Source organism: Mitsuaria sp. WAJ17 (assembly GCF_014174515.1).
In the GTDB taxonomy this organism is placed as follows: Bacteria; Pseudomonadota; Gammaproteobacteria; order Burkholderiales; family Burkholderiaceae_C; genus Roseateles_B.
The window spans coordinates 201,723-213,361 of sequence record NZ_JACJUG010000003.1; the positions used below are offsets into that span (position 1 = coordinate 201,723).

Below are 11,639 nucleotides of genomic sequence, written 5' to 3' on the forward strand. Positions count from 1 at the left end.
CAGGCCTTGCCATAGGAACCGGGGGCGTGGCGGCAGGCCCACAGCAATGATCAGCGAAATCCCTGTGAATCCGGTGTTAACCCTGTATTGAATTGGTTCAGGTCATGGGGGGCGGTGTAAGACTTTGTGTATGTTGTAGGAAGCGATGTTTTTCACGGTTTTGATTCCGAATCGTCGCTAGACTGCGTCGACCTTGAACACCTTGAGGGAGTCTTTGGATGTTTGCTGACAGTGCAGGTTTTCTTGCCGCCGGGGCCGCTGACGCCCTGCGTGCGACCCTGCGGTCTGGGGGCGCCAACACCATTGCTCCCGTGCGAGCGTTCCGCATCAGTGCGGCCATGTCTGCCAGCCAGCGCCTGCAGGCGCGCGAGCTGGTCGGGCGAAAGTACGCTGCGCGCGGCTATGCGATTGCCGCCAAGGCCGGGCAGGCTGCCGCAGCCGGCCTCGAAGGCCAGGAAGCCGATCTCCTGACCCTGACGGCTGCCCGCGAAGGCGCGGTGCTGGGCACCCTCAGCGTGCGCTTTGACAGCAGCGAGGGCCTGGCCGCCGATCAGGTCTTCAAGACCGAGATGCGCCAGCTTCGCGCCGGCGGCCGCCGTCTCTGCGAATTCACCCAACTGGCCATGGACATCGACGAAGCCTCCAAGCGTGTCCTGGCCTGCCTCTTTCACATGGCCTATCTGCAGGCTTTCCGCCTGCGCGGCGCCGAGCTGCTGGTGGTGGAGGTCAATCCGCGCCATGTAGGCTACTACCAGCGCATGCTCGGCTTCCGCATCTGCAGCGAAGAGCGCATGAATCCTCGCGTGAAGGCTCCGGCCGTGCTGATGTGCCTGGACTTCCACTATGCCCAGCAGCAGGTGCTGCGCTACGGTGGCCAGCCGCATCTGGGTCCCGTGGCTCGCTCGCTGTACCCTTTCGGCTACTCTTCCGCTGAAGAAGAGGTGCTGCTGGAGGAGCTGACGGCTTCGCTGCAGTAAGGCCGTGCGAGGCGAGCACCTCGCGGCCTGACGGGCTCCGATCAACCGGCTGAGGCCGGTTTTTTCTTGTCCTGCCCACAGGTCCGGCCGCTGCAGAGGCCGCCCGACCCAGGCGCCCGGCTGCGCTGGCCTTCGATGGTCCGCCGGCTGGTGGCCTGCCCGCAGTCTGGTTCAGGGCGCAGCCCTGGGCTGTCCTGCTTCAGGCCAGGGTGGGCGCCGTGCCGCCGTCTCGCCAGCCCAGCTGTCGGGACAGCTCTCGGGCGACGCGCCTGAGTTCCCGGGCCGGCAGGCCGGACGCCTGCAGCTCGAAGTTGCCGCTCGGGCCGATGGCCGTGAGGCTCAGCACCATGCGACCGGCGTCGTCGAAGACTGGCGCTGCGAGGGCGGAGACGCCCGCCACCACGCCGTCCCGGGACTGAGCCAGGCCGGTGCTTCGCGTCTCGGCCAGGATGCGCTCGAAGGCTGGGCTGAGGGAGGCCGGCTCGCCATCGGCGGCTTCGTTCAAATGCAGGGCTTCCATGACCTGGGCCCGGGGAAGAAAGGCCGCGAAAAGCCGGCCCGAGGCCGTGCCGCGCAGACTCATCACCGTGCCATGGCGCATGCTCACATGCACCGGCGAGGGGGCTTGTGCCACCCGCACGATGGTCGGGCCGCGATTGCCCCAGACGGCGATCGCCACCGTGTGCCCCAGGCTCAGGGCGAGTTCCTCAATGCGCGGCGTGGCCAGGCGCACCGGCTCGTACTGCTGCAGGCTGATCAGGCCCAGCTGCAGTGCCAGGGGCCCCAGGCCGTAGCGCCCGCCACCCGCTTCCTGCTCCACCAGGCCCAGCTTGATGTAGCTCACCAGGTAGGGGTGGGCCTTGGCCGGTGTCATGCCGGCTTCACGCGCCAGGTCCTTCAGGGCCAGTGGGCGCCCCTGGTGGGCGAGGGCGATCAGCAACTGGCCGCCTACCTCCACGCTCTGGATGCCGCGTGGGCCGCGGGATTCGCTGTCTTTGCCAGGGAAATCGGTGTCGTCGGACATGGTGCGCAGATCGGGGTGGCGGCGCATTATCGGGTGCGCTGGTGTTGCGATCTTAAATTAGATATAGTCAAACGCATTCGCAAGGATTGAATTGATCATGAGCAAGACCTTTGCCTCCCAAGCCGATCTGGACGAGAAGCGCGTCAGCTTCGAGAAGCTCTCGGACCATGCCTATGCCTACACTGCCGAAGGGGATCCCAACACCGGCATCGTGATCGGCGACGACGCGGTGATGGTCATTGACACCCAGGCCACGCCCGTCATGGCCCAGGACGTGATCCGCCGCATCCGCGAGGTGACGGACAAGCCCATCAAATACGTCCTGCTTTCGCACTATCACGCGGTGCGCGTGCTCGGCGCTTCGGCCTACGAGCCGGAGCACATCATCGCCAGTCAGGACACTTTTGAGCTGATCGTCGAGCGCGGCGAGCAGGACAAGGCCAGCGAGATCGGCCGCTTCCCGCGCCTGTTCCGCAATGTCGAGTCCGTGCCTGCGGGCCTGACCTGGCCCACGTTGACCTTCACCGGCAAGATGACCCTGTGGCTGGGCAAGCTGGAGGTGCAGATCCTGCAGTTGGGCCGCGGCCACACCAAGGGCGACACCGTGGTCTGGCTGCCGCAGGACCGCGTGCTGTTCTCGGGGGATCTGGTCGAGTTCGACGCCACGCCCTATGCCGGCGACGCCTACTTCCAGGACTGGCCGCAGACGCTGGAGAACCTCGCCGCCCTCAAGCCCGCCAAGCTGGTGCCCGGCCGCGGCGCGGCGCTGCAGACCCCTGAGCAAGTGCAGGCTGGCCTTGATGGCACGCGCGCCTTCGTCTCCGAGCTCTACGCCGCCGTGAAGGCCGGCGTGGCTGCGGGGCGTGATCTCAACACGGTCTATCGCGAGTCCTATGCCGCGCTGGAGCCCAAGTACGGCCAGTGGGTCATCTTCGCCCACTGCATGCCTTTCGACGTGACCCGCGCCTATGACGAGGCCAGCGGCCATACCCACCCGCGCATCTGGACCGCCGAGCGCGATGTCGAGATGTGGCGCGCCCTGGAAGGCCAGTGAGCGTCGCCTGCAAGACCTGACCCCAACGAGGACCCGAGGAGAAGCCATGAAGATCGAACGCATCCACCACGTCGCCTACCGCTGCAAGGACGCCAAGACCACCGTCGAGTGGTATGTCAAGCACCTGAACATGGACTTCGTGCTGGCCATCGCCGAGGACAAGGTGCCGTCCACCCAGGCGCCTGATCCCTACATGCACCTGTTCCTGGATGCCGGCAACGGCAACATCCTGGCCTTCTTCGAGCTGCCCAACTCGCCTGACATGGGCCGCGACACCAACACGCCGGAGTGGGTGCAGCACATCGCCTTCAAGGTCGATAGCGTGCAGACTCTGGAAGAGACCAAGGCCCGCCTGCAGGCCGCCGGCATCGAGGTGATCGGCGTGACCGATCACACCATCTTCAAGAGCATCTACTTCTTCGACCCCAATGGTCACCGCGTCGAACTGGCTGCTGACGTCGGCACGCCCGAGATGTACAAGGCCCTGGACGCCTGCAAGTGGGAGATGCTGGAGGAGTGGAACAAGACCAAGCGCGCGCCCAAGCACGCGGCCTGGATGCACGACAAGGCGCTGGCGGCACCGCAGTAAGTTCCCCGCGCCCCTTCGTCACAAGCCCAGCCGCACGGCCGCATCGGCATCCTGCAGGACCGATCATGCTCAGCACCTACCAGTACCCCGTCTTCGACTACCGCCAGAGCGAGGAGCAGCGCCTCGGGCAGCCGCAGCCGCACACCGTGGTGGTTGTCGGCGCCGGGCCCATCGGCCTGAGCCTGGCGCTGGACTGCGCCTCGCGCGGCCTGCGCGTGGTGGTGCTGGACGACAACAACAGCGTCAGCATCGGATCTCGCGCCGTCTGCTATGCCAAGCGCACGCTGGAGGTCTGGGACCGGCTGGGCGTGGCCGAGCCGCTGGTACAGCAGGGCGTGAAGTGGAAGGTCGGCAAGGTTTTCCACGGTGAAGGCCTGGCCTACCAGTTCGACCTGCTGCCCCAGGACCGCCACAAGCTGCCGGCCATGATCAACCTGCAGCAGTACTACCTGGAGGAGCGCCTGGTCGCGGCCTGCGAGACCTCGCCCCTGATCGAGCTGCGCTGGAAGCATCGTCTGCTGTCCCTGGCGCAGGACGATGAAGGCGTGAGCCTGCAGGTGGAGACGCCCGATGGTGTCTTCGCCATGCGCACGCAGTGGCTGCTGGCCTGTGACGGCGCCGGCAGCGACACCCGCCGCATGCTGGGCGCTGAATTCCGCGGTCAGGCTTTCCACGATCGTTTTTTGATCGCCGACGTGGTGGTCGAGCCCCAGGCCGCGGATGCGGCAGAGGGCGCGATCCGTGGCCACGGCGCCACCCTGCGTCGCCTGGGCGCTGAGCCAGAGCGCTGGTTCTGGTTCGATCCGCCTTTCCACCCGGGGCAGTCGGTGCTGCTGCACAAGCAGTGTGCGAACGTCTGGCGCATCGACTTCCAGCTGGGCTGGGGCGCCGACCCGCAGGAAGAGAAGAAGCCCGAGCGCGTGATCCCGCGCATCGAGGCCATGCTGGGGCCGGACGTGCCCTTCACGCTGGAGTGGGTCTCCCTCTACCAGTTCGCCTGCCGCCGCATGGAGCGCTTCCGACATGGCCGCGTGCTCTTCGCGGGCGATGCCGCGCACCAGGTCTCACCCTTCGGCGCCCGCGGGGCCAACACGGGCGTGCAGGATGCAGAGAACCTGGCGTGGAAGCTGGCCGCCGTCGTCCACGGTGACGCGAATGAAGCCCTGCTGGACAGCTATGACCACGAGCGCACCGTCGCCGCTGACGACAACCTGCTGAACTCCACCCGTTCCACGGACTTCATCACACCCAAGAGCCGCGCCTCGCTGCGCCTGCGCAATGCGGTGCTGCAGCTGGCACGGACGGAACCTTTTGCTCGCCCCTTGGTCAACAGCGGGCGGCTGTCCACGCCCACGCCCTATCGCGACAGCAGCCTGAACACGGGCGATGCCGCCGATGCGGGCTTCTCGCACGCCAGCCCGCGCCCCGGCCACCCGCTGCTGGACGCACCTTTGTGCGTGGGCGAGCGGGCCGGCTGGCTCAGCGAGCAACTGGGACGCGGCTTCCAGCTGCTGAGCTTCGGCCCGGCCCGGCCTCTGCAGGTAGGCCAACTGGCGGTGGAAGCGCTGGAGGTCGGCCGCGACCTCATCGACAGCGAAGGCCTGCTCGCGCAGCGCTACGACGGCCGCCCCGGCACCGTCTACCTCTTCCGGCCCGACCAGTACGTGGCGGCCCGCTGGCGGCATTTCGATGCGGCCTTGGTGGAGGCCGCCGTCCGCAAGGCCCTCGCACAGGAGTTGCCGGCATGAACACGACCCCGCTGATCCGCACCCCAAACCTCTCGGACCCGGACGGCTTCTACGAGCAGCTGATCGATGCGCAGCGCGATCTCTCGGACGAACAGGCCGACCTGCTGCTCGCCAAGCTGGTGCTGATCCTGTCCAATCACATCGGCGACCGCCAGGTGTTGGCCGAGGCCCTTCAGCTGGCGCGCGACAACACGCTGGGCGCCTGAGCCCCGGCAAGCGAATTCCCCGCCGGACCGAGGGCCGGCTTCCCCTGTGAATCAAAGCAAAGACAAGACCAAGACCGCCATGAGCTTCATCGACCACACCCACGACCCGGCCGCCCAGAGCTGGGTGGCCAGCGCCAACACGGCCGACACCGACTTCCCCCTGCAGAACCTGCCCTACGGCCTGTTCCGCCGTGCCGGCAGCAATGACAAGGCCCGAGTTGGCGTGGCCATTGGCGACCAGATCCTGGATCTGCGCCTGGCTGCCGCAGCCGGCAAGTGGAGTGCTGCAGACGCCGTGCTGCTGCACCACCTCGCCCAAGGCGAGCTGAACGCCGTGATGGCCAAGCCCTCCGCCCAGCGCCGCGCGCTGCGCCATGCGCTCTTTGCCGCACTCCTGGCCGGCTCCAAGCAAGAAGCCGCGCTGAGCGCCTGCCTGGTGCCGCAGTCCGAGGCCCAGATGGCCGTGCCCTGCCGCATCGGCGACTACACCGACTTCTATACCGGTATCCACCACGCCACCACGGTGGGCAAGCTCTTCCGCCCGGACAACCCCCTGCTGCCCAACTACAAGTGGGTGCCCATCGGCTATCACGGCCGGGTGTCCTCCATCGGCGTCAGCGGCTCCGTCGTGCGCCGCCCGCTGGGGCAGCTCAAGGGCCCGGACGCCGCCGTGCCGGTGCTGGCCGCTTGCAAGCGCCTGGACTATGAGCTGGAGCTGGGCCTGTTCGTGGGCCCGGGTAACGAGCTGGGCACGCCCATTCCCATGGCCGATGCCGAGTCGCACCTCTTCGGCGTGACCCTGCTCAACGACTGGTCCGCCCGCGACGTGCAGGCCTGGGAGTACCAGCCCCTGGGGCCCTTCCTGGCCAAGAACTTCGCCACCACGATCTCGCCCTGGATCGTCACCATGGAGGCCCTGGAACCTTTCCGCTGCGCCTTCGAGCACCCGGTCGAGGACCCGCAGCCGCTGCCCTATATCGACAGCGAGCAGAACCGCCGCGAGGGCGGCTATGACATCGAACTGGAAGTCTGGCTGCAGACCGAGGCCATGCGCGCCGCCGGTGAGCCTGCCGCCCGCCTGATGCGCTCCAATTTCAAGCATGCCTACTGGACTCTGGCCCAGATGCTGACCCACCACGCCAGCAATGGTTGCAATCTGCAGCCGGGCGATCTGCTGGGCACGGGCACGCAGTCCGGCCCGAGTCCGGAAGAGGGCGGTTCGCTGTTGGAGTTGAGCCTGGGCGGCAAGCAGGCCCTTGCCCTGCCCAACGGCGAGAGCCGCACCTTCCTGCAGGACGGCGACACCGTCATCCTGCGCGGCTATGCCGTGAAGGAGGGCGCACGCCGCATCGGCTTCGGGGATTGCGCGGCGACCATCACTCCGGCGCCTACGGTTTGAGCGGCACCTCGGCGTCCCGCACGGACTCCCGGCGGGTGTGATGTCCCGATCCTGCGGCACCCGCGATTGCGACAGCCTCGTCCGATGCGGCCTGTGCGGGGCCAGAGTGCCGAGCCAAGTTCAAGCAGGAGGCTCTTTTGCAGCCCGTCGAATACGCGCCTGAGTACACACCGGCAGAGCGGGTCCGCTGGCTGGCCGTCTGCCTGGTCGCAGGAGGGGCTGTGGTCCTGGTCGGGCAGGGCTGGTTCTTTCCACTGCTGCGCGACTTTGCGCAGTTTGCAGGGTGCCGCCGTGTGGCGGGAATCTCAGGCACGGCGCTCCTGACCTATGGCGCCTTCGTGGGGGTGCCGCTGTTGTCGGCATGCACGATCGGCGGCCTGATGGGTGTTCGTGGATACAGAATCCTGCGCCAAGGGCGCACGCCGCCGTGCGGCGAAAAGGTGTTCCGCCGCACGGCGGTGGTGAGGGGCTTCAAGGCCAGGGCGCAAGGCTGGGTCCAGGTGCTGGCGGCCACTCCTCTGCTGGCGCTGGCGCTCTGGGGGGCGTTCCAGGCCAAGAGCATCGTGGCGCAGGCGGGGCAGCGCCACGATCGTTGCCCGGATGCCGGCCACCACGCCGCCTCGATGGCGCGCGAAGACGAGGCTCATGAGCCCGGCTGATGGCGGCGGCCTCCGGCGCTTCTCCAAGGGCTGGGGGCCGACAGCGGGAGCGCTGGTGTTCGCTGCGGCGGTCAGCTGGTGGGCCAGTCCGTCGCAGACGCGCGGGTGAGTCCCGCCATCAAGGCGCGAGTGCAACGGGGCGAGTGGCACACTGGGCCGGCCCCATCGACCTCATGCGGACCTCGCCATGATTCAGGAAATGCTGTTGCGTATTGCAGCCTTGTGCCTGCTGCTGGCCAGTGCCGAGACGCTTCACGGCATCGCCCGGACCACCCTGCTCGTCCCCCGCATTGGCAAGGGGCGCGCGATCAAGCTGAGTGCGTTGATCGGCACGCTGCTTGCCTTCCTCATGTGCTGGTGGTGGGTGCCCGGCATCGGCCTGCGCTCTGCTGGCGCGCACCTGGCGCTGGGCCTAGGCCTGGCCGCCTTCATGGCCGGGCATGACGTGGCCATCGGTCGATGGCTGATGCACAAGTCCTGGGCGAAGATGCAGCCCGGCTTTGATCCACGCAGCGGCAACTACCTGCTTTTCGGACTGCTGGGGCTGTGCTTCATTCCGCTGCTGGTCTGGCTGGGCCACCGCCCTTAGGGCCTCTGGCCGCCTGGGCCGGACCCACGGGAGGCGCCTGCCAACGCCCGGCCGTACCGAGGTCATGAGGCGCGTGCCGACATTGAAAGTAGGACGCCGCCGCTGGCGGCTGCAACTGGAGCCCAGCCGAGGGCGCTGATGCAGCAGGCTCGACCGGCCAAAACCGCGTCGTTCGGGCCTTAGACAGGCTGTGTTCCAGCAATCATTTCCTGCCATCCAGAGGCCTTGCGAGAAAGCCTCCGGCGCTTGGTCGCAAGGGCACGGCCTTACTTCGTGGCTACCGCCCGCAGCTTCCCGTCATTGGTCGGCTGGAATTCGCCGAACCCCGTGGTGCCGTCCGAGAAGAGCACGAGCAGGCGCGTGCCGATGAAGTCGCCGACGCGAACACCGGAGGACACATCGCCCTGGAAATCCGGGTCCATGCCGGAGAACTTCACCGTCTTGTCGGGTGAGAAGTTGGCAAAGCGCGCCGTCACCACTTCGGTGTCCACCCCGTCTGTTCCCACCAGCGTGGCGGGCCCGGAGAAAGCCCCGAAGGTGTCAAAGAGGATGGGGAACTTGGCGGTTCTCGCGCTGACGCCGATCTCGCGGATGTCCGAGCTGCTGGCGTTCTGCAGGTTGAGATTGATACTGAAGCTGTCGAGCGGCCCGTCAAAGGTCGCAACCAGTTCCTGTGCCATGATGTACCTCACTGAGTTGGCTTTGAAAGGCAGGTGCAGGACCTGCCACCTCGATGCGGCCAGTGGCTTGCACTGCCCGCCAGCACACTATCGATTCGTCCGCGCGTGCCCGCATCCCCAAATCTGACCACTTGGGGGGCGTGCCTGGCTGCGCAACCTAGGGGGTAGCCAGCGTGGCTCGAGGTTGGTGAGGCTCGCAGGCCGCCGAGGCGCCCGACGCCCAGTGAAAAGGAAAAGGGGGCCGCGGCCCCCTTGTGTATCAGGATGCGCTTGGGCTCAGCGCGCGATCCACGCATCCGCCCAGGCGGAGCCCACGCCGGGCTCGTAGGCATTGTTGCTGCTGGTCCAGACATTGCACCAGCCGCTGTAGGGCGAGGGGCGGCACTCGTAGACCTTGCCGTTCTTGTTCTGCAGCACGCGGGTGCCGGCCTTGTAGCTGCCCAGGCCCGTTGGGAAGACGTAGTCGTAGTGGCCGCTGCCCGCGGACTTGAGGGTCAGCGCGTAGGTTTTCTGCACCACGGCACCGCCGCTCTTGGGCGTGCCCTTGACGACCAACTGGTAGCTGCCGGCCGCGGGCTTGCTGAGGGGCAGGCTGAGGCTCTGGCCACTGTTGTTGAGCGAGGCGTTGGCGCTGGCGCGAGCCACGCCGGCGGCGTCGAACAGAGTGGCGTTGACGTCCAGCTGGCCGACGGCGGTGACGCTGAAGCCGAGCGTCAGATTGCCATCGCTGCCGATGGTGTATTCGCTGGCCAGGCCGCTGATCAGCACGTCGTTGGCGGGCGGGGGCGCCTTGTCGATCTGGATCTCGACGCGGGTGAAGGCGCTGTCGCTGCGGGCGAAGACCTCATTCTGCCCATAGGCCGGGTTGATGCTGCCGTCTGCGGCCTTCTGGCCGGCCTTGAGCAGCGTTTGCTCGGCATTGACGCGCGTGGCAAGCAGGTAGGGCCAGGTGGTCTTGGCACCGTCGGCCGCACTGCCGATGGTGACCTTGGTCGAGAACTCCGGGCGCTCCCCGGCGGCGTCAAAGATGCGGGTGGAGGCCTTGTCGCCCACGGCCAGGTCAACACTCGGGTAGATGGTGCCCTTGGGGGCCCAGCTGTAGGCCGGTGGCGTGCCGTCGAACTGCAGGTCCAGCAGGTTGTAGAAGCTGTTGGTGGTGTCCGCGATCTCCCAGACGGCCAGCACCAGCTGGTAGCCGGCCCGAACGGGCACATTGCAGCTGTGCGTGACCGTGGTCGGAGGCTGCTTGCCGCCGCCGTCCACCTGGCAGAAAGGCGTGGATTCGAAGCTCGTCCGGCTGAGCTTCACATTGGGGTTCCAGTCGGCCCGGGTGATGTAGTAGCGCCAGTTGCGCGTGGCGTGGTTGGCGGTGAAGGTCCAGGTGAAGTTCTGCAGGCCGGCCTTCATGGGGCGCTTGGTCCAGCGGGTGGCGGTCTGCTCGTCCAGTTCGGCGAACTGGGTCAGGCCGGCGCTGGCGATCCTGCCGTCGGCCGGTCCGGTGGCCGGAAATCCGGAGGGCGCCTCCAGGCTCTGGGGCTCGTACTGGATGGCGCCGCAATTGCTGTTGCCACCCTGTTTGCACAGCAGGGATCGTGACTCCGGGCTGCTGACGTAACCATGTGGGTACGCGCTCATCGGCAGGGCCGCCAGAGCGAACAGGGTGAGCAAAGTACCCCAGAGACTTGTCCTCATCATCACCTCCATCGTTGTGGGCCTGATTGTGAAAACGGTGCGAATGACGCGCAAGTGGTTCTTTGTTGGTATTTATCCGGTATTTGTTTCGGTCCGTATCGCCTAAGGGTCGCAGCGGTTTTCAAACAAGTGACATGCGCAGCCCCTAGGCTCTTCCCTGCTCGCCACAGGGGACGACGCACGGGGGGAGACCACATGAGTCAGGACAGCGCACAGGCATGCATCGAATGGGCCAGCCAGCGCCAGGCGGAGGCTTTCTGGCATTGCGCCGAGACGGCCCAGGCGGTGCGGCGCCGCCACCAGTTCTTCATTTGGACCCAGGCCAGCCTGCAGCGCCTGATCCCCCACCAGCTGATGCTGTGCAGTGCCTGGTCGCCCCTGAGGCGGCAACTGCAGGCGGAGCTCTTCAACAGCCTGCCCCTGCCGGAGACCGTGCTGCAGTGGCTGCAGGACCCCGCCAGCCTGGCCTGGCTGCAGCAGGGCTGGCTGCGCGCGGGTGCTCAGGCGCAGGCCCTCTCTTTGGCGGGGCTGCTTGACGGCATCACGGCCTCGAGCCTGGTGCCGGGGCAGGGGGGGCAGGCCCTGAGCCTGCTGCAGGCGGCCGGGCTGCAGCATCTCTGTGTCCTGGGCGTCTCGCGGCCCCAGTGTGCGGAGGAGCTGGAGACCTTCTTCGTGCTTGCCTCGCGTGAGCCGTTGCCGGCGCCTCTACTGAACCTGATGACACCGCTGCTGCATTGCACCTGGCGCGGGGTCCAGGCGCAGGAGCTCCAGTTGCAGCACAGCCCGGTCCAGGGCGGTCAGGGCATGCAGGGCGTGACCGAGCGCGAGCGTCAGGTGCTGGCCTGGATGCGCCAGGGCAAGAGCAACCAGGAGATCGGCCTGCTGCTGGGCATCAGCGCGCTGACGGTCAAGAACCATGTGCAGAAGATCCTGCGCAAGCTCTGTGCGAGCAACCGTGCGCAGGCGGTTGCCCAGGCTATGTCCCTGCAGCTGCTCAAGGAGAATGGCCTGCGCTGAGCAGG

12 protein-coding genes are annotated in these 11,639 nt (G+C 67.0%); 9 read left to right on the forward strand and 3 right to left on the reverse strand.

The genetic code is table 11. The annotated features are described in order from the left end of the window. Positions 1-218 precede the first annotated feature (218 nt). Positions 219-977: an N-acyl amino acid synthase FeeM domain-containing protein gene (locus H5407_RS03965; RefSeq protein WP_183103122.1), complete on the forward strand. Its 759-nt coding sequence runs from the start codon at positions 219-221 to the stop codon at positions 975-977. A gap of 199 nt (positions 978-1,176) precedes the next feature. On the opposite strand, the gene H5407_RS03970 is transcribed toward H5407_RS03965, so the two are convergent. After that, positions 1,177-2,001, reverse strand: a complete 825-nt coding sequence (locus tag H5407_RS03970) for an IclR family transcriptional regulator (protein ID WP_183103123.1) — start codon at positions 1,999-2,001, stop codon at positions 1,177-1,179. A 94-nt stretch (positions 2,002-2,095) separates the two neighbouring features. Between H5407_RS03970 and H5407_RS03975 the strand changes: the two genes are divergently transcribed. From H5407_RS03975 to H5407_RS04005, 7 genes are all read left to right on the forward strand, one after another. Beyond that, entirely contained in the window at positions 2,096-3,055 is a 960-nt protein-coding gene (locus tag H5407_RS03975) for an MBL fold metallo-hydrolase (RefSeq protein WP_183103212.1), read from the forward strand. Between the two features lie 46 nt (positions 3,056-3,101). Next, positions 3,102-3,644, forward strand: coding sequence for a VOC family protein (locus H5407_RS03980; RefSeq protein WP_183103124.1), 543 nt, complete (start codon positions 3,102-3,104; stop codon positions 3,642-3,644). Positions 3,645-3,709: 65 nt separating this feature from the next. Beyond that, complete coding sequence (locus H5407_RS03985) at positions 3,710-5,392, forward strand: FAD-dependent oxidoreductase (RefSeq protein ID WP_183103125.1); 1,683 nt, start codon at positions 3,710-3,712, stop codon at positions 5,390-5,392. Further along, positions 5,389-5,598 carry a DUF2783 domain-containing protein gene (locus H5407_RS03990; protein WP_183103126.1) on the forward strand — a complete coding sequence of 70 codons (210 nt, stop codon included), beginning with the start codon at positions 5,389-5,391 and terminating at the stop codon, positions 5,596-5,598. The genes H5407_RS03985 and H5407_RS03990 overlap by 4 nt, the downstream gene beginning before the upstream one ends. A 79-nt stretch (positions 5,599-5,677) precedes the next feature. After that, on the forward strand, positions 5,678-6,997 hold the full coding sequence (gene fahA, locus H5407_RS03995; RefSeq protein WP_183103213.1) for a fumarylacetoacetase: 1,320 nt from the start codon (positions 5,678-5,680) through the stop codon (positions 6,995-6,997). A 137-nt stretch (positions 6,998-7,134) separates the two neighbouring features. Then, positions 7,135-7,656, forward strand: coding sequence for a hypothetical protein (locus tag H5407_RS04000; protein ID WP_183103127.1), 522 nt, complete (start codon positions 7,135-7,137; stop codon positions 7,654-7,656). A 199-nt stretch (positions 7,657-7,855) separates the two neighbouring features. Further along, positions 7,856-8,245, forward strand: a complete 390-nt coding sequence (locus tag H5407_RS04005; RefSeq protein ID WP_220800456.1) for a hypothetical protein — start codon at positions 7,856-7,858, stop codon at positions 8,243-8,245. A gap of 266 nt (positions 8,246-8,511) precedes the next feature. On the opposite strand, the gene H5407_RS04010 is transcribed toward H5407_RS04005, so the two are convergent. Further along, entirely contained in the window at positions 8,512-8,925 is a 414-nt protein-coding gene (locus H5407_RS04010) for a hypothetical protein (protein ID WP_183103128.1), read from the reverse strand. Positions 8,926-9,201: 276 nt separating this feature from the next. Continuing rightward, positions 9,202-10,629 (reverse strand): N-acetylglucosamine-binding protein GbpA, encoded by a 1,428-nt coding sequence (gbpA, locus tag H5407_RS04015; protein ID WP_310737609.1) that lies wholly within the window; start codon positions 10,627-10,629, stop codon positions 9,202-9,204. Positions 10,630-10,812: 183 nt separating this feature from the next. On the opposite strand from gbpA, the gene H5407_RS04020 reads away from it, so the two are divergent. Then, complete coding sequence (locus tag H5407_RS04020) at positions 10,813-11,634, forward strand: helix-turn-helix transcriptional regulator (RefSeq protein ID WP_183103130.1); 822 nt, start codon at positions 10,813-10,815, stop codon at positions 11,632-11,634. The last annotated feature ends 5 nt before the right edge of the window (positions 11,635-11,639 follow it).

Coding starts and splice junctions, on each gene's coding strand:
- H5407_RS03965 (WP_183103122.1), top strand. CDS start 219: ATGTTTGCTGACAGTGCAGGTTTTCTTGCCGCCGGGGCCGCTGACGCC.
- H5407_RS03970 (WP_183103123.1), bottom strand. CDS start 2,001: ATGTCCGACGACACCGATTTCCCTGGCAAAGACAGCGAATCCCGCGGC.
- H5407_RS03980 (WP_183103124.1), top strand. CDS start 3,102: ATGAAGATCGAACGCATCCACCACGTCGCCTACCGCTGCAAGGACGCC.
- H5407_RS03985 (WP_183103125.1), top strand. CDS start 3,710: ATGCTCAGCACCTACCAGTACCCCGTCTTCGACTACCGCCAGAGCGAG.
- H5407_RS03990 (WP_183103126.1), top strand. CDS start 5,389: ATGAACACGACCCCGCTGATCCGCACCCCAAACCTCTCGGACCCGGAC.
- fahA (WP_183103213.1), top strand. CDS start 5,678: ATGAGCTTCATCGACCACACCCACGACCCGGCCGCCCAGAGCTGGGTG.
- H5407_RS04005 (WP_220800456.1), top strand. CDS start 7,856: ATGCTGTTGCGTATTGCAGCCTTGTGCCTGCTGCTGGCCAGTGCCGAG.
- H5407_RS04010 (WP_183103128.1), bottom strand. CDS start 8,925: ATGGCACAGGAACTGGTTGCGACCTTTGACGGGCCGCTCGACAGCTTC.
- gbpA (WP_310737609.1), bottom strand. CDS start 10,629: ATGGAGGTGATGATGAGGACAAGTCTCTGGGGTACTTTGCTCACCCTG.
- H5407_RS04020 (WP_183103130.1), top strand. CDS start 10,813: ATGAGTCAGGACAGCGCACAGGCATGCATCGAATGGGCCAGCCAGCGC.